Genomic DNA, 19,588 nt, shown 5'->3' with positions numbered 1-19,588 from the left:
TTGCCTTTGCACTCAGGAGCGTGGCAACGCTCGTGACGTGGAGTCGATCGACCTGCGCCGCTTGCGTACCACGCTGATTATCTCGTCGACGACCCGGTCGAGGTCTGCCCGCACGGTCGCGGCCGAGTACCTCAGTACCAGCCACCCCTCCAGAACCAGAGCATTCTGGCGACGGCGATCGTTGCTGAACTCGGCCGGCCCGATATGGAACTCACGCCCGTCGATCTCGACGATAACGCGCGCACGAAAGTCGACGAGGTCACCGTAGAACGGTCCGACTCTCGCATTGATCTCCATACGGAAGTTTCGCGCAGTCAGTGCGCGCGCCACCATCCGTTCCGGTTCGGAACGAGTGCCGGGGCAACACCGACGCAACTGCTCTCGCAACGCAGTCATGCCGCGCATGCCGCTCGAAGCTTCACAGACCTCGGCGACCCTTCGCCACGGCAGGTGAACGTCGAGAGTCGCGTCCACGAACGCCTCGAGCTCGGCCTTCTGCAGAGTCGCAGCCATGTCGACGAATGCCTGCTCGATCGTTACCATGCGCAGTCCTCGGTACGTCACGGTCGCGGGGAGCTGCCGTCGATGGAGGCGAACCCACTCTGGGCACCGCGCTTGTCCCGCCGGTCCCACAGTGGCATCGACAATTTTCGGTTCCCGGTCGGTCAACCCCCACAGCCATGCAGCACTCGAATGCGAGACAACCGCACTCGGCTTCCAGAGAGTTACCGCCCTGCAGAGCTCGAAGTAATCCGGCGGTGACGTCGCGTACACCCGTGGCAATAGCCGCTGCAACTCTCCCGACTTCGTCCGGTATGTTATCGCCCCACGACTGATCCCCGAAGCCATGAGCTCCGCCGCTGTATGTACCCCCATGCGGTACACCGTTCCCGATCCAGCACCCCGCCGGTAGTGCTGGTGCCTCGAACTGTGGATAACTTTCGTTATCCACAGCCCTCAGTTGACGATGGGGTAAAGCCTCCTCGACAATCCCGCGGAATCCCGCCGAAACCACCCAGCAGTACGCAACCAGGTCAGCCGCCCACCGACTGACTTCAGTGCACAGTTTCCGCGACTTTTCACGGAATCCCGCCGAAACAGCCCAAGACTGTGCAGTCAGATCAGTAGCAATCCCCACGAACGCAACTCCTCTGCAACCGGGACCACACTAGGCTCGGGCCATGAGCGGCGAGTATCGAGATGCATTCGACAGGGCCAGGTCCGATCGTGAGGGTTTCTGGCTGGAAGCAGCCGAGGGGATCGATTGGGTCAGTGCTCCGACGACGGCGTTCGATGGCCGCTGGTTCCCGGACGGCGTGCTCAACACGTGTGTCAATGCGCTCGACCGGCATGTGGATGCGGGCGACGGGGACCGTACGGCGCTGATCTACGACTCGGCGATGACCGGTACGCAGCGCCGGTACACCTATGCCCAGCTGCTGAACGAGGTGGCGCAGTTCGCGGGAGTGCTCGTACGCAACGGTGTGGGGAAGGGTGACCGCGTCATTCTGTATCTGCCCATGATTCCCGAGGCAGCCGTGGCGATGCTGGCGTGTGCGCGGATCGGTGCGGTGCATTCGGTGGTGTTCGGCGGATTCGCGGCGAAGGAGCTCGCGGCGCGGATCGACGACGCCGAACCGGTGCTGGTGGTGACGGCGAGTGGCGGTTTCGAGCCGGGACGGGTCGTGGAGTACCTCCCGATCGTCGAGAAGGCGTTGGCCCTGTCCTCGTCGCCGACGGTGATCGTCAAGAGCCGCGACGGGATTCCGAGCGATCACGGATGGTTGGACTGGGATGCCGAGATGACCGAAGCGTCGCCGGCACAACCAGTTCCGGTGAAGGCTACGGATCCGCTCTACATCCTCTACACATCAGGAACCACCGGAAAACCCAAAGGCGTCGTACGCGACAACGGTGGCCATGCCGTCGCACTGAGATGGTCGATGCACAACATCTACGATGTCGGCCCGGGTCAGGTCATGTGGACGGCGTCCGACGTCGGCTGGGTGGTCGGGCATTCCTACATCGTCTACGGCCCACTGCTGGCAGGTGCGACAACGGTTCTCTACGAAGGCAAACCCGTCGGCACTCCCGACGCCGGGGCCTTCTGGCGGGTCATCGAAAGTCACGGTGTGCGAGCGTTGTTCACCGCCCCGACGGCGTTGCGTGCCATCCGCAAGGTGGATCCGCACGCCGAGGAACTGGAGAAGTACGACGTCAGCAGCCTGGAGACACTGTTCGTCGCAGGCGAGCGGCTGGATCCCGACACCTACGAGTGGATCAGCCGAACCCTGGACCGACCCGTCGTCGACCACTGGTGGCAGACGGAGACCGGCTGGGCGATCGCCGCGAATCTCCGCGGGCTCGAGCCACTTCCGATCAAGTCCGGTTCACCGACCGTCGCGGTTCCGGGTTTCGAGGTGACGATCGTGGACGCCGCAGGCACCGAGGTCGACGCCGGTACCGAGGGCAATATCGTCGTCAAGCTCCCGCTGCCTCCCGGCACCCTGGTGGGATTGTGGAACGACGAGAACCGCTTCCAGCGTTCGTACCTCGACACGTTCCCGGGCTACTACCTGACCGGCGATTCCGGGTACATCGACGCCGACGGGTACGTGTACGTCCTCGGTCGCAGTGACGACGTCATCAACGTCGCAGGTCATCGACTGTCGACGGGATCGATGGAGGCTGTCGTCGCGAGCCACCCCGCGGTGGCCGAATGCGCGGTGATCGGAATTCACGACGACCTCAAAGGGCAGCGGCCCAGTGGGTACGTGGTGCTCAAGGCGGGCGAAACCATCGAGGAGGACCGATTGCGCACGGAACTGGTCGCGATGGTGCGTGACCAGATCGGCGCACTCGCGACGTTCCGGGACGTGACGATCGTCGGTGCGCTTCCGAAGACCAGGTCCGGGAAGATTCTGCGCAAGACCATGCGGCAGATCGTCGCAGGTGAGGAGTACGGGGTTCCGTCGACCATCGAGGATCCAGCCGTTCTGGATGCGCTGGAAAAGCTACTCCGTCGGTGAGTGGGAATGTAGGCCCTGGCCTACATTTCCACTCACATAGGGCAGGAAAACGAGCAAGGTTGTCCGAAACCCGCGCGCCGGGGGCAGTCCGCTCGTCGTAATCTCATGCCATGACCGATGTCGCGGTGACGAAGAAGACGGACTGGCTTGCGCTCGGAGCGGTGACGGTCACCGTTGTGTCCTGGGCGTCGGCGTTCGTCGCGATTCGAGGAGTCGGAACGTCCTTCGGGGCGGGTTCCTTGGCGTTCGGCCGGCTTCTCATCGGCACGGCCGCACTCGGCGTGATCCTTCTCGCGAAACGGACGTGGGTCAGACCTACCCGAACTCAGTGGATTCAGATCATCTGCGTCGGTGTGTTCTGGTTCGCGATCTACAACGTCGCCCTCAACGCGGCCGAACAGCGCGTCGACGCAGGTACCACGTCGATGATCATTCAGATCGGCCCGATTCTCGTGGCTCTGTTCGCCGGACTCCTCCTCGGCGAGGGGTTTCCGCGGTGGCTCGTGATCGGCGCGGCCATCGCGTTCTCCGGCGCCGTGCTCGTGGGTGTCGTCACCGCCGTGACCACCACCGACACCGTCAGAACCGACGCGGATGCCCTCGGCATCGCCCTGTGCCTCGTCTCCGCCGTGACGTACGCCGTCGGTGTTCTGTGCCAGAAACCGGTGCTGCGCAGCGTGCCCGGCCTTCAGGTCACGTGGATGGCCTGCGCGATCGGCGCTGTGTGCACCCTCCCGTTCACCCCGGCTCTGCTCGACGACCTCGCCGACGCATCCGTGCAGGCAACAGGCGGCCTCGTCTACCTCGGCCTCGTACCGACGGCACTCGCGTTCTCCACCTGGGCCTACGCGCTGACCCGCATGAATGCAGGCAGGCTCGGCATCACCACGTACGCCGTCCCGCCCATCACCATCGCGCTGAGTTGGGCCCTGCTGAACGAAGTGCCACACATCCTTGCAGTGCTGGGCGGCGTCGTCTGTCTCGTCGGCGTCGGGCTCTCTCGCCGACGGTGAGCGTCACAGTGCCTTGAACCGGGCAATCGCGACCTCTCGCTCGTGCTTGTGGTCGACGATGGCGTCGGGGTAATCCTTGGGGCGTCCGAACTTCAACGTGTGCACGGCTTTCCCTTCTTCCCCGCGCAGTTCGGGAACCCAGCGGCGTACGTAATCGCCGGTGGGGTCGAACTTCTCGCCCTGGGTGATCGGGTTGAACACGCGGAAGTACGGGGACGCATCGGTTCCCGTGCCTGCCGTCCACTGCCATCCGTGTTGATTGCTGGCCAGATCGCCGTCGACCAATCGGTCCAAGAAGTATCGCGCTCCCCACCACCACGGCAGATGCAAATCCTTGACGAGGAACGACGCCACGATCATGCGTACCCGGTTGTGCATCCAGTTCTCGGTATTCAGCTGTCGCATACCGGCGTCGACGATGGGGAAGCCGGTCTTGCCGTCCTTCCACGCGTCGAACAACTCGTGTGCATGTTTGCTGGTGTCCAGCTCGATCTTGTCGAACTTCTTGTCGTAGTTCTCCCGAGCACTGTCCGGGCGCTGAAACAGTATGTCCGCGTAGAAGTCTCGCCACGCGATCTGGCGTCGGTAGGACGCGGACCCCTCGCTGCGCAGTTTCCCGAGGTCCGCCAGCATCGTCCGCGGGTGGATGGTGCCGTACTTCAGATGCACCGACATCCGAGACGTCGAGTCCAGGTCCGGCCGGTTGCGCTCGTCGTCGTAGTCCGAGACACGCTCCAGAAACTCGGCCCAGGCGCCCGACGCAGCCTTCTCCCCCGCAGGCGCGTCGGACGCATCCTTTTCGGTGGGAATCTTCACGCGTCGGGGAAGCCCCTTCACATCCGACGGATCGAGCCACGACACGGTCTTCTCCGACGTGTCCGCCGGGCCCCGCCATCCGTGTTCCATCCATTGACGGAAGTACGGCGTGAACACCCGGTAGGGCTCGCCGTCGTTCTTCGTGACCCGGCCGGGGGCGATGGCGTAGGGCGACCCCGTCGACACCAACGACACGTGTTCACCGACGCGCTCGTCTCTGGACCGCCCGTACGGACCGTAATCTGCGCTGATGTGGACTTCGTCGGCGTCGACGGCCTTCGCGACCTTGGGCACCACGGTTTCCGGATCACCCTTCACGACCAGCAGCCGGCCGTCCAACTGCTCGTCGAGCGCTTCCAGCGAACGAAAGAGAAAGTCCCGACGCGGCCCGCCCGACGCCTTCAGCAGCACGTCGTCGAGGACGAACAATCCAAGCACAGGCCCGTCGGAATCGGCCGCAGCCGTCAGCGTCGGAAGATCGCCGGTTCGCAGGTCGCGTCGAAACCACACCACAGTCATGCGTGTATTCATACCCGCGGGACTGCTCGACAATCCAATTCTCACAGTTCTCCCACATTTGCCTCATCGAGTCCCCAAAGTAGCCTTCTACCTTGGGAAACATGAGAAACACAGCAACCCCAGTTTTTCCGGGAGCGGCGTCGCTGATCGACACGACGTGCACGTTCGACGCCTACTACGCCAAGCTCTACGCCAATGCACCCGAACTGGCGTGGACGCTCGACGCCGACCGCGAACGCCGCAGTGCGCTCGAGGAGTTCTTCGCCAAATCGCCCGAGGAGCGCAAGATGACCGTCCAGAGCTGGGCGGCATAGCACGATAGAGCTGTGCCAGAATCAGCCACCGTACTCGTAGTCGACGACGACGCGGACGTGCTCGCCTCGCTTCAACGCGGACTCCGCCTGTCCGGATTCACCGTCATCACCGCGGTCGACGGCGCCGAAGCGCTCACCGCGGTCTCCCAGCGATCACCCGACGTGGTGGTCCTGGACATCAACATGCCGGTCCTCGACGGTGCCAGCGTCGTCAAAGCCCTCCGCGCGATGGGGAACGACGTGCCCATCTGTGTGTTGAGCGCTCGGAGCTCGGTCGACGATCGCATCTCCGGCCTGGAATCCGGCGCCGACGACTACCTGACCAAACCTTTCGTCCTGGCCGAGCTGGTCGCTCGGATCCGCGCGATGCTCCGCAGGCGCGCGACGGCACCTGCCCCACCCGAATCCAGCTCCGCCATCACCGTCGGCGGCCTGAGCGTCGACATCCCCGGCCATCGCGCCCACGTCGGGATGCGAGAACTGGATCTGACCAAACGGGAATTCGAACTGCTCGCAGTCCTCGCCAGGAACGCAGGCGTCGTCCTGACGCGTGAGCGGCTGCTCGAGCTGGTGTGGGGGTACGACTTCGTGGCCGACACCAACGTCGTCGACGTGTTCGTCGGATATCTCCGCCGCAAGATCGAGGTCGACGGTCAATCCCGCGTCCTGCACACCGTGCGCGGTGTCGGCTTCGTGCTGCGGCCGAGCTCGTGAGATTCTCTCTTCGCGCCCGAGTGGCCGTCGCGACCGCGCTCGGTGCGACGATCGTCGTCGCGACGCTCGCGACCGTCGCCTCCGTGGTCATCTCGAGAAACAACGTGAGCAACCTCGACGACCGGTTGACGACGGCGTCTCAGGTCCTGATTCCGAGTGCGTCGAGCCTCGAATTGTTTCTCGATCAGCTCGGCAGCTCAGGAGCGTTCGCGGTGACGATCCGAACCGGTGACACCGTCATCGCGTCGACTCCCACGCAACTGCCCCGATTGGACGAGGGCTCGGAGACCGTCGACGTGGGAGGTGACCGCTTCCGCGTCTACACCTCCGAGGCGGTGTCGGCGACCAACATCATCATCTCCATCGGTGTGCCCGCTGCCGAGGCACAGGAGATCACCGACGATCAACAGCGGTGGGTCATCTTCGGCGGATTGGCCGCTATCGCCGCGTCGACGGGTCTCGGCTGGATCTTCGGCGGCCGCGCGGTGAAACCGCTCGTGACACTGACTCGGCAGGTCAGTGCGCAGCCCCCGAGGTCGCCGGACACCTCGACCGGGGTGAAGGAGTCCGACGAGTTGGCCGTGGCCATCGCAGGCATGCTGGAACGACTCGGCGACGCGCAAGCACGCACCACCGAAGCCCTCGGCACCGCTCGGGATTTCGCGGCGGTGTCCGCGCACGAGCTTCGGACGCCGTTGACGGCGATGCGGACCGACATCGAAGTGCTGCGCACCCTCGACCTCGAACCGCCGCAACGACTCGAGATCCTCGAGGACCTGCAGCGGACGCAGGGCCGTGTCGAAGCAACTCTGACGGCTCTCGAGAAGCTCGCGTCGGGTGAGCTGTCCAGTGACAAGGATCGCGTCCCGGTCGACATCGTCGAGATCTGCGACGTGGCGGCTCAGGACGCGATGCGGCAGAACCCGGGTCTGACGGTCCGCATCGACTCGGCCCCATCGCTCGTCGTCGACGCTCTGCCCGCCGGACTCCGCCTCGCACTGGACAACGCGATCATCAACGCCGTTCGCCACGGGTCGGCCACCGACGTCGCGATCACGGTGACCGAGACCGACTCCACGGTGCAGATCGTCCTCGACGACAACGGATCCGGAATCCCGCCCGCCGAGCGGGATTCCGTCTTCGAGCGCTTCTACCGTGGGGCGTCGGCGACGAAGGGTGGATCCGGCCTCGGCCTCGCCCTGGTGGCGCAGCAGGCCGAACTGCACGGTGGCCGAGCTCGTTTCACCGACAGTCCGCTCGGTGGGGCCAGACTGGTACTGGACCTCGCACGCGGACACTAGCGTCCTGCTGCACCCGAGGACGCCAGTTCCTTGTCGGCCGGCTCGTCGGGATCCAACGGGTCGTCGACGTCGACGGTCTTCGGGTTGTCCAGCACGTAGGCGAGGCGTTCCCGATCGAGCTCGCCGGTCCACCTCGCGATGACGAGCGTTCCGAGTCCGTTGCCGGACAGGTTGGTCAGCGCACGGCCCTCGGACATGAAGCGGTCGATTCCGACGATCAACGCGATACCCGCAACCGGGATCACCGAGTCGAATGCCGTCAAGGACGCAGCGAGGGTGACCAGGCCCGCGCCCGACACGCCTGCAGCGCCGTTCGACGAGATCAGCATGAACACGAGCAGACCGATCTGAGTCCAGATGGGGACGTCGATACCGAAAGCCTGCGCGATGAAGATCGCGCCCATGGACATGTAGATGGCGGTGCCGTCGAGGTTGAACGAGTAGCCGGTGGGAATCGTCATGCCCACCACGTGCTTCGGTGTGCCTGCCGCTTCCATCTTCGCCATCATGCGCGGGAGAACCGTCTCCGACGACGACGTGCCGAGGACGATCAGCAGTTCGTCCTTGATGTACCGCAGGTACTTGAAGATGCTGAACCCGGCGAGCCTGCAGATGGGGCCGAGGACGAACAGCAGGAACAGAATGCACGTGAGCCAGAACGAACCCATGAACGTTGCGAGAGAACCGAGGATCGCGCTCCCGTGCTCACCGATCGTGAATGCGATTCCGCCCATCGCACCCAGCGGCGCAACCCACATCACGAGCTTGATGACGCCGAACATGATCTTGGCGAACGTGTCCAGTGCACTGACGACCGGCGCTGCCCGCGTGCCGAGCATCGTCACCGCAACGGCCACGAGGATCGCCAGCAGCAGCACCTGCAGCAACATTCCGTCGACGAAGGCACTCGCGAACGAGTCGGGTACCAGATTCAGGATGAACCCGGTCAGTCCCGTTCCGCTCGCTTCACCGGCCGACTCGATGGTGCCCGCGGCGGCCGACGAGTCGAAGGAGGCGACGTCGTAGTTCAATCCACGCCCCGGCCCGAGGACGTTGACGACGACGAGGCCGATCGCCAGCGCGAACACGGTGGTGACGTTGAAGTACATGACGGTCTTGAAGGCGAGACCACCCGCTTTGGCCAGGTTGCCCATGCCCGCGATCCCGACGACGATCGTCGCGAAGATCGTCGGCGCGATGACCACCTTGACGAGTTTGATGAACAGATCGGCCATCCACTTCATCTCCGACGCCACGCCGGGAGCGGTGAGGCCGATGATGATTCCGACGCTAATTCCGACGAGAACCCAGAAGTACAGCTGGTGGTAGAAACGCTTGCGCTTGACGGTGTCACCCGTCTCGGTGGTGGAAGCCATGCCGCCAATGTTCCGCAGTGGCGCCCGTCACACCAAGAAAGTTGCGTAGATTTGAGGTCGATCTGACATTCACATTTCGGACATAGGAGACGAGTGAGCGGAGGGATCGATCGACGGACCCTGCTCGCCGGGGTGTCGGCCGTGAGTCTCGCAGCCCTGCTGCCTGCGTGTTCCAGTCGGCCGGTTCCCTCCGTCGACAGCATGTTGTTGGCCACCGGACCGGCGGGGGCGACCTACCGCGAGACGGGGACCGCGCTGGCCGAGCGCTGGAACGACGCCCTCGCACGCGACGTCGTCGACATCGTCGAAACCGACGCGGCCGTCGACAACGCGGCACTGCTCACGGACGGGTCCGTCGACCTGGGTTTCGTGAACGCCGACGTGGCGAAGCCGTACGCCTCGGACTTCTCCGCACTGTTCCGGGTGTTCGACTCGGTGCTGCACCTCGCGGTCATGGCCGACGGTCCGGTACGAACACTGCAGGATCTTCCGGGCATGCGGGTCGCGATCGGCCTTCCCGGATCGGGAACGCGCTTCACCGCGCTTCGACTCCTCGACTCGGCCGGGCTGGCCGTCACCCCACTGTCCTACGGCCAGGACGACGCGGCCCGAGCACTGCTCTCCGGCGAACTGGATGCAGTCTTCTCGTTGACCGCGATGCCGACACCTGCGCTCGACTCGTTGGTGAAAAACGCGTCGGCGTCCGGTCGCGCGGTCGAGTTTCTCGATCTCGCAGTCGAGACCGAAGCCGTACGATCTGCGTTCCCCGGTGAGTACGTCGGCGTCGTGATCTCACGGACGGTGTATCCGGACATCGCGTCGAGCCGAACCCTCGCCGTTCCCACGTTCGTGCTGGTGCGCAACGAGTTTCCACGCGACTTGGCCCGTTTCCTGACCGCGAGCACGTTCGAGAACGTCCGGGCGCTGTCCGTGAACCGCCCGGAAGCAGATCAGATCAACCCCCGAACCGGAGCCGCCACCACACCGATACCACTGCATCCCGGTGCAGCGGACTGGTTTCGCGAACACAAGCCGTGAGTCACTCCGTCACACAAGCCAATCGAAGGCGTGCGACTGTGCCCCCGCCCGGCACCCCTCGCAGCTCGAACGTTCCTCCCACATCGGCTACCACATCACCCACGATGGCCAGACCCAATCCAGTCCCGGCCACGTTCTGATGCCGTGGCGCGCGCCAGAATCTGCCCGTCGCCGCAGTCAGCTCCGACTCCGACAAGCCGCGACCGTCGTCCACCACCTCGAACACCGCCCAACGCCCGTCGCATTCGGTGCGCATCCGCACCGTCACCGTCGTCCCGCCGGACAGCCGAGCAGCGTTGGACACCAGTTCGTCGAGCACCGCGACGAGGCCGCCGGAGGGTTGCCGGACGGTGCGACCTTCCCGACCCGGATCGTCGATCACCAACCGAACCCCGGCGCTCTCCGCGCATGCCTGCCACTGCGGCCGCGCCGCCTCGAACACGTCGACGACCGAACACAGGTCACCGCCGAGTTCACCGCTTTCCCGCTCCGCGGAGACGGCGCCGAGCATTGCCTCGAACGTCGCACCCAGTTCCACCGTCTCCGCGACGGCATCCTCGTGGGCCTCGCGGGCGTCGCCATCACGCAGCCATGGCCGTAGATTCTCGACCGCCAGACGCAAGCTGGCCAACGGATTTCGGAGCTGGTGGGCTGCGTCGGTGACGAAGGCGCGCTGACGCTCCATCGACCGCTCGACGGTGTCGGCCATCGTGTTGAACGACTCCGACAGTTCGCGCAGTTCCTGCGGGCCCCGATCGACGTCCGCACGAGTCGCGAAATCGCCCGCGCCGATACCCGCAGTGCTGCGCTCCAGATCGCGGACGGGCCGAAGGATCCAGGACGTCAGCGGCCACAACCCGACGAGCAACCCAGCCACGGCGACCACCAACACTCCGATACCGACGGCCCACTGAGACAGACTCCCGGCGCGCAACTTGTCCGTCGGAGCCTCGATGACGACGACGGCGGTCACCTGGGAGTCCCGGCCGACCGGTTCGACCACCCTCAACGGTGCGGCGGTCCACGGATAGACAGTCGGCGCCTCGGAGACTCGGCCGCCCGCGAACGCACGCCTGACGGCGCTTGCGAATTCCTCGTCATCGGGAAGCGGAACGCCGGGGTCGTGCACGGTCGCCCCGTCGAGCGCGAGCACCCACACAGCCGAGTCGTACAACGCCGAGTACGACGCCAATTCCTCTCCCAGCCCGGTCGATTCCCCGGATTCGATCGCCGCGTCCACCTCGGAGGCGAATCGCACTGCGTCGCCGGTCCTGTCGACGAACACGCGCTGAGTCGCGCGCTCGGACACCAGAATCGCGTACGGAATACCGACGCCGAGAACGAGAAGCGCAATCACCGGGACCATGCTGAGAACGATCCGTCTGCGCACGACCGTCCCCGTCAGCTTTCGGTTGCTGATTCGAGCCGGTATCCGACGCCTCGGACCGTCGTGATCGACGCTGCGGCACCGAGTTTCATGCGGAGCGACGCCATGTGAGTGTCGAGGGTTCTGGTGTTTCCCTCGCGCGCGGACTGCCACACGTGATCCAGGATGCGGTCGCGCTCGACAACGACGTCCACGTTGAGTGCGAGAAGCACGAGCACGTCGAACTCCTTGCGGGTCAACGGAAGCACCGAGCCTGCCAGCAGTACCTCGTGGCGGTCGCGATCGATGCACAGCTGACCGTGCCCGATACGACCTTGCGATTCCAGAGGTACGGACGACATCCTGAGTCTGCGCATCACGGCGTCGATACGCGCCATGAGCTCAGCGATCCCGAAGGGCTTGACCAGATAGTCGTCCGCCCCGGCGCGGAGACCACGTACGCGGTCGCTTGTGGCCCCACGCGCGGTGACGGCGATGACACCGGTGGACGGGTGATCGCGCAGCGCTCGGATCACGTCGACTCCGTCTCCGTCGTCGAGACCGAGATCGACGAGTGCGATGACGAAGTCCTGCCTGGCAATCGCTCGACGGGCTGCGGCGACCGCTGCGACCCGCTCGACGTCGTAGCCCTCGGCATGCAAGGACCGACGCAGAGCACGGGCCACGCGATCGTCGTTTTCGACGACCAATGCCCACATGTCCGAAAAGTCTACTTTGCGAGACTTCGAACTGTGGGCACTTGGTGGACGACCGGTCTACGTCAGTTGACGCCGAGCAGGTCGATCACGAACACGAGAGTCTTTCCGGACAGACGGTGACCGTGTCCGGCCGGTCCGTAGGCAAGCTCGGGCGGAATGGTGAGCTGACGGCGTCCGCCCACCTTCATCCCGGGGATGCCGTCCTGCCAGCCCTGAATCAGGTTCTGGAGCGGGAACTTGATGGACTCTCCGCGGTTCCACGAGGAGTCGAACTCCTCGCCCGAGTCGAACTCGACGCCGACGTAATGAACCTCGACGGTATCGCCGGGTGAGGCTTCGTCACCGTCACCCTCGACCAAGTCCACCAGCACTAGATCGATGGGTGGAGGGCCTGCCTGGAACTCGATAATTGGCTTCGTCACGCACTCCACCCTACGTCGCGCTGGTCAGCCGATCGGGTCAGCCATGCGAATAACGTCGTATTCGCAGGTCAGCACGTTGCCGGTGGCGGCGTCGGACATTTCGACCTTCCACGCGTCGGCGAACTGGTCGACGCCGGGATGCATCGAGATCGTGCCCGAGATCAGGATCGTGCCACGCTTGAACAGACCGCGCTCACGGAGCACGTCGAGCCAGTACTTGGGCGCGAGAAGATCCGCGAGCGATCCGGTCTGGATCGGGGTCTCCCCGACCCACCCCTTCAACGTGATGTCGTCGATCCGGTCGGCGACGTCGGACAGACGCCACGCACCGGAACCGAGCACGTCGGGTGACGCGTTCTTGCTCCACGCGACGCTGTGGACCTCGAGGTCGCGGTCGGTGTGATCACACGCGACGGTCAGCAGCACGTCGTCGTCGGTGTCGCCGAGAATCACCAGCGCCCACTCGGCTTCCCCGGAGGTGCGCCCGTGCTGCACATGCACGGCATTCGTCTGCTGAGCGAGGTACGGCGAGATGGGGTACATCGCGGGCGTGACGGTCGGTGCCGGAACACCGAGTTCGGCCAACTCGGCGATGTGATGAGCAACTTCTTCTTGGTTGCGTCCCGCGTAGCCGGCGTTGAGCAGATTCAGCGGTTCGACGGTCTCGGTGGTTCCGTCCGGAAGCGTGAACGTCAGCATCGTGAATGCCTCTCTCGTTAATTGATTGTTTCGAATACGCCGAAAAGCTTGCGCATACGTCTTGTATACAGCAAGTATGGAATCAGTACAACGGATACAGTGATCCAAGGCACAGACGAAGGAGTTGCCATGACTGCGCAGACAGTCGAAAAGAAAGGCCTGGTCAAGGCGTTTGCGGCCAGCCTGACGGGCACCGCATTGGAGTGGTACGACTTTGCCGTCTACTCCGCGGCGGCCGCCCTGATCTTCCCGATCGTCTTCTTTCCCGACAGCGATCCACTGACCGGCACCCTGCTGGCCTTCTCGACGTACGCGGTCGGATACGTGGCACGCCCCGTCGGCGGATTCGTCTTCGGACGCCTCGGCGACGTCATCGGCCGCAAGCAGCTGCTGGTCATCACACTGCTGCTGATCGGCGTCACCACATTCCTCATCGGATTGATCCCGGGTTACGACACCATCGGAATCGTCGCCCCGATCCTCCTGGTCACGATGCGCTTCGCCCAGGGCGTGGCCGTCGGCGGCGAATGGGGCGGCGCGGTACTCCTGTCGAGCGAGTACGGCAATCCCCGTCAGCGCGGCTTCTGGTCGTCGGCCGCACAGATCGGCCCCCCAGCCGGAAACCTCCTCGCCAACGGCGCTCTCGCCGCACTCACCCTCGCCCTGACCGAGGAGCAGTTCGAATCATGGGGCTGGCGCGTCGCGTTCCTGCTCTCCGCGGTACTCGTCGGCTTCGGGCTGTGGATTCGCCTCAAGCTCGAGGACACTCCGGTGTTCAAGGCACTCCAGGAAAGCGGTGACCGCTCCGAAGCGCCGATCAGCGAAGTCTTCAAGTTCCAACGTCGCCCCTTGATCGCCGCGATCCTGTCCCGCATCGCTCCCGACGTCATCTACGCACTGTTCACCGTCTTCTCCATCACCTACGGCACACAGAAGCTCGGATTCGAACGCAGCGAAGTTCTGATCGCCATCCTCATCGGTTCCGCGTTCCAGCTCGGCCTGATCCCGCTCGCGGGCGCCCTGTCCGACCGCGTCAACCGCCGCCTGGTGTACGGCATCGCCGCCGTCGGCGGAGTTGCCTGGAGCGCCGTGTTCTTCCTGATCATCGGCGGAAGCTCGCTGCCGCTGCTGATCCTCGGCGTCGTCGTCGGGCTGGCGTTCCACTCGTTCATGTACGGACCGCAGGCAGCGTTCGTCACCGAACAGTTCACCGTCCGCCTACGATCGACCGGCAGTTCGCTCGCCTACACCCTCGCAGGAGTCGTCGGCGGCGCCATGGCACCGCTGATCTTCGTCTTCCTGCTCGACAAGACAGACACCTGGACGCTGATCGTCGCCTACGTCGCCGTGGTCGGCGCTCTGACCGTCCTCGGACTCGCACTCGGTCGCAACCCCGACCGTGCCGAAGAGGAAGAGTACGAGGTCATTCGCGCGACTACGCCCTCAACAGGATCTGCAGTGTGACTTCCAGATGATCGTCGATCGCCCGATGCACGAGGTCCTCGTCGCCGCTCTCGAGAGCGGCGACGATGGTCTCGTGCTCGGTGCACACGTTCCGCTGACGATCGGACGCCGCGAACAACGCGGTCAGTCCGACGCGCAGCTGACGGGCCCGCAGGCCTGCATACGTCCGCGACAGCAACTCGCTGCCGGCGGAATCGATCAGAATTTGATGGAACCTGCCGTCCAGGTCGATGAATTCCTTTGCGGCATCATCGGTTCGAACCTCGGCGAGCACCTCCTGAGCACCGAGAGCGTCGCGCATCAGGGCCACCGGCGGGGTGCCGGTTCCGACGGCGACCGAGCCGGCGTGACGCTCGAGCACACCTCGCAACTCCATCAACTCACCGATCTGGCGGCCGGACATCGCGGGCACGTGAGCGCCGCGCTTGGGTACCATCTCGACAAGACCCTCCGCCTGCAACATCAACAGGGCTTCACGAACCGGCGTGCGAGACACTCCGATTCGAGTCGCCAGGTCCTGCTCGTTCAGAAATGTTCCGGTGGCCGCAGGTGACGTGAGCACTTGGTCACGAACGAACGAGTACGCCTTGTCCCTACCCGACACCGATTGCATACGATATGTATACCTCTCGACGCTCTACGAAACCATGCACAGCGTCCACAAAACAGGAGATCAGCAGATGAGCACCAGCCTCCGAATCAGCCTTGCCCAGGTCACCAGTGGAACTGAACCATCGGACAATCTGCGGATCATCGACACGCACGCACGCGCAGCCAAGGAAGCCGGATCCTCCGTCGTCGTCTTCCCGGAAGCGATGATGCGGTGCTTCGGCGGACCGATTCGCGGCGTCGCAGAACCCCTCGACGGCCCGTGGGCCGACGGCGTCCGTGCAATCGCGTCCAGCGTCGGCATCACGATCGTCGCGGGAATGTTCACTCCCGCCGACAATGATCGTGTCGCCAACACTCTTCTCGTGACCGGCGACGGCGTCGACGCCGGTTACGACAAGATCCACCTGTTCGATGCGTTCGGCTTCGCCGAATCCGATACGGTCGCACCAGGTTCCGAACCACTTGTCCTCGACATCGACGGTGTGCGCGTCGGCTTCGCGACGTGCTACGACATCCGCTTCCCCGCGTTGTTCCAAAAGCTCGGCGACCTCGGCGCCGAAGTCGTCGTCGTCGCTGCATCCTGGGGATCGGGACCGGGCAAGGCCGAGCAGTGGACGCTGCTCGCCCGAGCACGCGCACTCGACTCCACCGCATTCATCGCCGCCTGCGACCAAGCACAACCCGAGCAGTCGAAGGGAACCGCACCGCTCGGTGTCGGCCACTCCATCGTCAGCTCCCCCACCGGCGAAGTTCTGGGTCAGCTCGACACGACCCCCGGCATGCTGACCGTGGACATCGACACCGCATCGGTCGACTCGGTGCGCAAGAACCTACCGGTCCTGAAGAACCGCCGACAGTTCTGAACCGACTGTAGCCACCCGAAAAAACGAAAGCCGCCTGGACCCGTAGCGGGTGCAGGCGGCTTCTCGTTCGACGACGACTAGCGCGAGGACACGTCCTTGTAGTCGCGCTCGGTGTAACCGGTGTAGATCTGACGCGGCCGACCGATCTTCGTGGTCGAATCCTCGTGCATCTCACGCCAGTGCGCGATCCAGCCCGGGAGACGACCCATGGCGAACAGCACCGTGAACATGTGCGGCGGGAAGCCCATCGCGCGGTAGATCAGCCCGGTGTAGAAGTCCACGTTCGGGTACAACTTGCGCTCGACGAAGTAGTCGTCGGTGAGCGCCGTCTCCTCGAGCTTGAGCGCGATGTCGAGGAGCTCGTCACCGTTGCCCAGCTTGCCGAGGATGTTGTGCGCGGTCTCCTTGACCAGCGTGGCGCGCGGATCGAAGTTCTTGTAGACGCGGTGCCCGAAGCCCATGAGCTTCACGCCGTCTTCCTTGTTCTTCACCCGACGCAGGAAGTCGGTGGCGTCGCCGCCCTCCGCCTTGATCTTGTCCAGCATCTCGAGGACGGCCTGGTTGGCGCCGCCATGCAGCGGTCCCCACAGAGCATTGATGCCACCCGAGATGGACGTGAAGAGGTTCGCGTCCGAGGATCCGACCAGACGAACCGTCGACGTCGAACAGTTCTGCTCGTGGTCCGCGTGCAGGATCAGGAGCATGTCCAGAGCCTTCACGATCTCCGGGTCCACCTCGTAGGGCTCCGCCGGGAATCCGAACGTCATGGTCAGGAAGTTCTCGACCAGGCTCTTCGAGTTGTCCGGGTACAGGAACGGCTGACCGACGGACTTCTTGTACGCATAAGCCGCGATGGTCGGCAGCTTCGCGAGCAAGCGGATGGTCGAGAGCTCGACCTGCTCGGGGTTGTTCGGATCCAACGAATCCTGGTAGTACGCGGACAACGCGTTGACCGCACTGGACAGAACCGGCATCGGGTGAGCGTTGCGCGGGAAACCGTCGAAGAATCGCTTGAGGTCCTCGTGCAGCAGTGTGTGCCTGCGGATCTTGTCGGTGAACTTCTCGAGCTGGTCCTCAGTGGGGAGCTCACCGTAGATCAGCAGGTAACTGACCTCGATGAAGCTCGACTTGCCGGCCAGCTGTTCGATCGGGTAGCCGCGGTAGCGCAGGATCCCTGCGGCACCGTCGATGTAGGTGATCGCAGACTTCGTCGACGCGGTGTTGACGAATCCGCCGTCGAGCGTCGTGTAGCCGGTCTCGGCCAGCAACTTACCCAGCTCGATGCCGTCATTGCCTTCGGTTGCCTTGGCAATGGACATGCTGTGTTCGCCACCGGGGTAAACGAGGGTGGCTTTTGCGTCATTCTCAGCGGGCACGAATGGTCCCTCTCGAACTCATGTAACGGATACGTACTTAAATCGGACACTTACTGCAGTCGATAGAGAAACTAGTCTCTCGGCGGCTCGGACGCCCACGGAGGGTCGGCACCCGGACGAGAAACCGTGATGGCAGCAGCTCGTGCGGCGAACCTCAGTGCTGCTTCCCAGTCTCCCGCGCCCATGTCTTTCAGGTCACGCGTTGTGATAATGGTCTCGTTTGTCAAAAAAGCGAGTAAAGCTCCGTGCACGGTGTCACCTGCACCGATGGTATCGACCACATCGACGGGCACCCCCGGAACCGAGAATTCGCCCGACGCGGTGAACACCGAGATACCGTCGCCTCCCCGCGTCATGACGACCGCCGCGACGCCCGCCGCGAGCCAGTCGTCGACCGTCGTTCCCTCCGGGCCGAGCCCCAACCAATACGAGTCGTCCTCGCTGACCTTCAAGATGTCCACCGACGGCAACCACGACTTGAATCGGGTGCGAAAACCATCGGCTGTGATGTCTCCACTGGTGCCGTCGATGGCAGCCGGACGGATGTTGGGGTCCAGCATCGTCAGCTTCCCCGCCGCGTGCGCACGGTGCAGCAGAGCCGCGTACATCGACGCGCCGGGCTCGTACAGAAGCGACAGCGTGCCGAAGGACAGCGTCGTGATCTCGTCCGGCAACTCACCCGGATCACCGACGAGACGATCGGCCGTACCGTCCGCGTAGAACGAGTACTGAGCGCTACCGTCGTCGGCGAGGGTGGTCATCGCCAACGTGGTCGGCTCGGCGCCACGCTGCACCCACGTGGTGTCGACGCCTGCATCGTGCAGACTGCCGAGGATCTGCTCCCCGAACGCGTCCGTGGACACCCTCGACAGGAACGACACGTTCGTGCCCAGACGACCGAGCGACACCGCGACGTTGAACGGGCCACCCCCGAGCTTCGGCGAGAGCAACGGACCTTCGTGCACCGGAACCAGATCGACGAGGGACTCGCCGCACACCAGAATCGTCATCGCGTCAGAAACTCCATTCCCCAAGAGCCGGTCCAGGTTTCTCCCGGCGTCAGCACGATCACGTCGACGCCGGAATTGAACGCGTCGGGCGGGCAGGTCATCGGTTCCACGGCCACCGCACGACCACGATCCGGATACGCCTGATCATGCGCCGGATCGGCCGTGAACACCTGCACCCAATCGAACTCCCGGTCCGTCCACAGACCGGTGCCGCTGCCGTCCGGCCCTCGGAGAACGTGCCAGGCCCTACCGTCGGCGTCGGGCACTTCGGCGCTGAACGGGGTGTCGAGCCAGACGTCCTTCATGAGCCTCGGCGCCGAGAAATCGAACTCCGACCCCGCGGTCGGCACCGACGGACCGTTGGGCAGGTTGCGTACGGGGTCGAGCTGCAGGCGGGTCCCGGCGGAGAACTCCAACGTGCAGTCGTCGAGCGGAACGTCGCCGACGCGCACGAACGTGTGGAAACCCATGCCGTAAGGAGCGTCGGACTCACCGGTGTTGGTCGCCGACGCGGTCACGGTGAGCCCGCTGTCCGACAGTTCGTGCACGACCGACACCTCCACGCTGTACGGCCACCCCGGGTGCTGCCCGACGTCCACCGACTGCTCGACCCGTGACTCCGTTCTGTCCACGAGCGTCCAGTCGACCCTGCGCACGAAACCGTGGCTTGCATTGTTTCGAGACGGTTCGGTGATCTCCAACTGGTGTTCCGTACCGCCGAAGGTGAATGCACCGTCGGCGACGCGGTTGGGCCACGGAGCGAGCACCAGGCCCGCCGACAGCGGCGGTTTCGTCCCAGCTTCCCACGTCTCGGTCAACGGCGATCCGTCGAACTCGAGCAGCCTCAGACCGGCACCTGCCGCGGCGATCTCCGCCCGGTACTTCCCGCTCGAGATCGAATATGCGTCAGCCATGGCTGCCATTGTCCACTACCTGG

19 protein-coding genes are annotated in these 19,588 nt (G+C 64.4%); 8 read left to right on the top strand and 11 right to left on the bottom strand.

Annotated elements, in window-relative coordinates; all coding sequences use genetic code 11:
• Nucleotides 1-12: 12 nt before the first annotated feature.
• Entirely contained in the window at nt 13-543 is a 531-nt protein-coding gene (locus tag ACFULT_RS06580; RefSeq protein ID WP_342585468.1) for a DUF559 domain-containing protein, read from the bottom strand.
• A 638-nt stretch (nt 544-1,181) separates the two neighbouring features.
• Here ACFULT_RS06580 and ACFULT_RS06575 point away from each other — a divergent pair.
• Complete coding sequence (locus ACFULT_RS06575; protein WP_378480974.1) at nt 1,182-3,029, top strand: propionyl-CoA synthetase; 1,848 nt, start codon at nt 1,182-1,184, stop codon at nt 3,027-3,029.
• A 110-nt stretch (nt 3,030-3,139) separates the two neighbouring features.
• Nucleotides 3,140-4,042, top strand: coding sequence for a DMT family transporter (locus ACFULT_RS06570; protein WP_378480973.1), 903 nt, complete (start codon nt 3,140-3,142; stop codon nt 4,040-4,042).
• 3 nt (nt 4,043-4,045) lie between these two features.
• On the opposite strand, the gene ACFULT_RS06565 is transcribed toward ACFULT_RS06570, so the two are convergent.
• On the bottom strand, nt 4,046-5,377 hold the full coding sequence (locus tag ACFULT_RS06565) for a deoxyribodipyrimidine photo-lyase (RefSeq protein ID WP_037103688.1): 1,332 nt from the start codon (nt 5,375-5,377) through the stop codon (nt 4,046-4,048).
• A 101-nt stretch (nt 5,378-5,478) separates the two neighbouring features.
• On the opposite strand from ACFULT_RS06565, the gene ACFULT_RS06560 reads away from it, so the two are divergent.
• From ACFULT_RS06560 to ACFULT_RS06550, 3 genes are read left to right on the top strand one after another with little or no spacing between them, the layout of a single operon-like run.
• Nucleotides 5,479-5,691: a hypothetical protein gene (locus ACFULT_RS06560; RefSeq protein WP_037103685.1), complete on the top strand. Its 213-nt coding sequence runs from the start codon at nt 5,479-5,481 to the stop codon at nt 5,689-5,691.
• Nucleotides 5,692-5,703: 12 nt separating this feature from the next.
• Nucleotides 5,704-6,405 carry a response regulator transcription factor gene (locus tag ACFULT_RS06555; protein ID WP_019664385.1) on the top strand — a complete coding sequence of 234 codons (702 nt, stop codon included), beginning with the start codon at nt 5,704-5,706 and terminating at the stop codon, nt 6,403-6,405.
• Between the two features lie 20 nt (nt 6,406-6,425).
• Nucleotides 6,426-7,706 (top strand): sensor histidine kinase KdpD, encoded by a 1,281-nt coding sequence (locus ACFULT_RS06550; protein ID WP_037103682.1) that lies wholly within the window; start codon nt 6,426-6,428, stop codon nt 7,704-7,706.
• Here ACFULT_RS06550 and dctA read toward each other — a convergent pair.
• On the bottom strand, nt 7,703-9,082 hold the full coding sequence (dctA, locus tag ACFULT_RS06545) for a C4-dicarboxylate transporter DctA (protein WP_378480972.1): 1,380 nt from the start codon (nt 9,080-9,082) through the stop codon (nt 7,703-7,705). The genes ACFULT_RS06550 and dctA overlap by 4 nt on opposite strands.
• A 93-nt stretch (nt 9,083-9,175) precedes the next feature.
• Between dctA and ACFULT_RS06540 the strand changes: the two genes are divergently transcribed.
• Nucleotides 9,176-10,120, top strand: coding sequence for a TAXI family TRAP transporter solute-binding subunit (locus tag ACFULT_RS06540; protein WP_378480971.1), 945 nt, complete (start codon nt 9,176-9,178; stop codon nt 10,118-10,120).
• Nucleotide 10,121: 1 nt separating this feature from the next.
• Here ACFULT_RS06540 and ACFULT_RS06535 read toward each other — a convergent pair whose 3' ends face one another.
• The 4 genes from ACFULT_RS06535 to ACFULT_RS06520 all read right to left on the bottom strand — a co-directional run bounded on the left by ACFULT_RS06535 (nt 10,122) and on the right by ACFULT_RS06520 (nt 13,326).
• The gene (locus tag ACFULT_RS06535) at nt 10,122-11,510 is read right to left on the bottom strand and encodes an ATP-binding protein (protein WP_378480970.1); all 1,389 of its coding nucleotides are present in this window, start codon (nt 11,508-11,510) and stop codon (nt 10,122-10,124) included.
• 11 nt (nt 11,511-11,521) lie between these two features.
• A complete protein-coding gene (locus tag ACFULT_RS06530) occupies nt 11,522-12,205 on the bottom strand; it encodes a response regulator transcription factor (protein ID WP_037103671.1) in 684 nt (227 codons plus the stop codon).
• Nucleotides 12,206-12,267: 62 nt separating this feature from the next.
• Nucleotides 12,268-12,627, bottom strand: a complete 360-nt coding sequence (locus ACFULT_RS06525) for an FKBP-type peptidyl-prolyl cis-trans isomerase (RefSeq protein WP_026347664.1) — start codon at nt 12,625-12,627, stop codon at nt 12,268-12,270.
• 24 nt (nt 12,628-12,651) lie between these two features.
• A complete protein-coding gene (locus ACFULT_RS06520; protein ID WP_378480969.1) occupies nt 12,652-13,326 on the bottom strand; it encodes a DUF2848 domain-containing protein in 675 nt (224 codons plus the stop codon).
• A gap of 129 nt (nt 13,327-13,455) precedes the next feature.
• On the opposite strand from ACFULT_RS06520, the gene ACFULT_RS06515 reads away from it, so the two are divergent.
• A complete protein-coding gene (locus ACFULT_RS06515) occupies nt 13,456-14,790 on the top strand; it encodes an MFS transporter (protein ID WP_037103662.1) in 1,335 nt (444 codons plus the stop codon).
• On the opposite strand, the gene ACFULT_RS06510 is transcribed toward ACFULT_RS06515, so the two are convergent.
• The gene (locus tag ACFULT_RS06510; protein WP_037103658.1) at nt 14,762-15,403 is read right to left on the bottom strand and encodes a GntR family transcriptional regulator; all 642 of its coding nucleotides are present in this window, start codon (nt 15,401-15,403) and stop codon (nt 14,762-14,764) included. The two genes, ACFULT_RS06515 and ACFULT_RS06510, sit on opposite strands and share 29 nt — an antisense overlap.
• 67 nt (nt 15,404-15,470) lie before the next feature.
• On the opposite strand from ACFULT_RS06510, the gene ACFULT_RS06505 reads away from it, so the two are divergent.
• Complete coding sequence (locus tag ACFULT_RS06505) at nt 15,471-16,265, top strand: carbon-nitrogen hydrolase family protein (protein ID WP_378480968.1); 795 nt, start codon at nt 15,471-15,473, stop codon at nt 16,263-16,265.
• Nucleotides 16,266-16,342: 77 nt separating this feature from the next.
• On the opposite strand, the gene ACFULT_RS06500 is transcribed toward ACFULT_RS06505, so the two are convergent.
• From ACFULT_RS06500 to ACFULT_RS06490, 3 genes are all read right to left on the bottom strand, one after another.
• Entirely contained in the window at nt 16,343-17,641 is a 1,299-nt protein-coding gene (locus ACFULT_RS06500) for a citrate synthase (protein ID WP_378480967.1), read from the bottom strand.
• 71 nt (nt 17,642-17,712) lie between these two features.
• Nucleotides 17,713-18,651, bottom strand: coding sequence for a carbohydrate kinase (locus tag ACFULT_RS06495; protein WP_378480966.1), 939 nt, complete (start codon nt 18,649-18,651; stop codon nt 17,713-17,715).
• A complete protein-coding gene (locus ACFULT_RS06490; protein ID WP_094719460.1) occupies nt 18,648-19,574 on the bottom strand; it encodes an aldose 1-epimerase family protein in 927 nt (308 codons plus the stop codon). The genes ACFULT_RS06495 and ACFULT_RS06490 overlap by 4 nt, the downstream gene beginning before the upstream one ends.
• Nucleotides 19,575-19,588 lie beyond the last annotated feature (14 nt).

This window comes from Rhodococcus sp. NPDC057297, from assembly GCF_042667435.1.
GTDB lineage: Bacteria > Actinomycetota > Actinomycetes > Mycobacteriales > Mycobacteriaceae > Rhodococcoides.
The sequence above is the reverse complement of the archived record's forward strand: the minus strand, read 5'-3'. Positions and strand labels throughout refer to the sequence as shown.

Coding starts and splice junctions, on each gene's coding strand:
- ACFULT_RS06580 (WP_342585468.1), bottom strand. CDS start 543: ATGGTAACGATCGAGCAGGCATTCGTCGACATGGCTGCGACTCTGCAG.
- ACFULT_RS06575 (WP_378480974.1), top strand. CDS start 1,182: ATGAGCGGCGAGTATCGAGATGCATTCGACAGGGCCAGGTCCGATCGT.
- ACFULT_RS06570 (WP_378480973.1), top strand. CDS start 3,140: ATGACCGATGTCGCGGTGACGAAGAAGACGGACTGGCTTGCGCTCGGA.
- ACFULT_RS06565 (WP_037103688.1), bottom strand. CDS start 5,377: ATGACTGTGGTGTGGTTTCGACGCGACCTGCGAACCGGCGATCTTCCG.
- ACFULT_RS06560 (WP_037103685.1), top strand. CDS start 5,479: ATGAGAAACACAGCAACCCCAGTTTTTCCGGGAGCGGCGTCGCTGATC.
- dctA (WP_378480972.1), bottom strand. CDS start 9,082: ATGGCTTCCACCACCGAGACGGGTGACACCGTCAAGCGCAAGCGTTTC.
- ACFULT_RS06530 (WP_037103671.1), bottom strand. CDS start 12,205: ATGTGGGCATTGGTCGTCGAAAACGACGATCGCGTGGCCCGTGCTCTG.
- ACFULT_RS06520 (WP_378480969.1), bottom strand. CDS start 13,326: ATGCTGACGTTCACGCTTCCGGACGGAACCACCGAGACCGTCGAACCG.
- ACFULT_RS06515 (WP_037103662.1), top strand. CDS start 13,456: ATGACTGCGCAGACAGTCGAAAAGAAAGGCCTGGTCAAGGCGTTTGCG.
- ACFULT_RS06510 (WP_037103658.1), bottom strand. CDS start 15,403: ATGCAATCGGTGTCGGGTAGGGACAAGGCGTACTCGTTCGTTCGTGAC.
- ACFULT_RS06505 (WP_378480968.1), top strand. CDS start 15,471: ATGAGCACCAGCCTCCGAATCAGCCTTGCCCAGGTCACCAGTGGAACT.
- ACFULT_RS06495 (WP_378480966.1), bottom strand. CDS start 18,651: ATGACGATTCTGGTGTGCGGCGAGTCCCTCGTCGATCTGGTTCCGGTG.
- ACFULT_RS06490 (WP_094719460.1), bottom strand. CDS start 19,574: ATGGCAGCCATGGCTGACGCATATTCGATCTCGAGCGGGAAGTACCGG.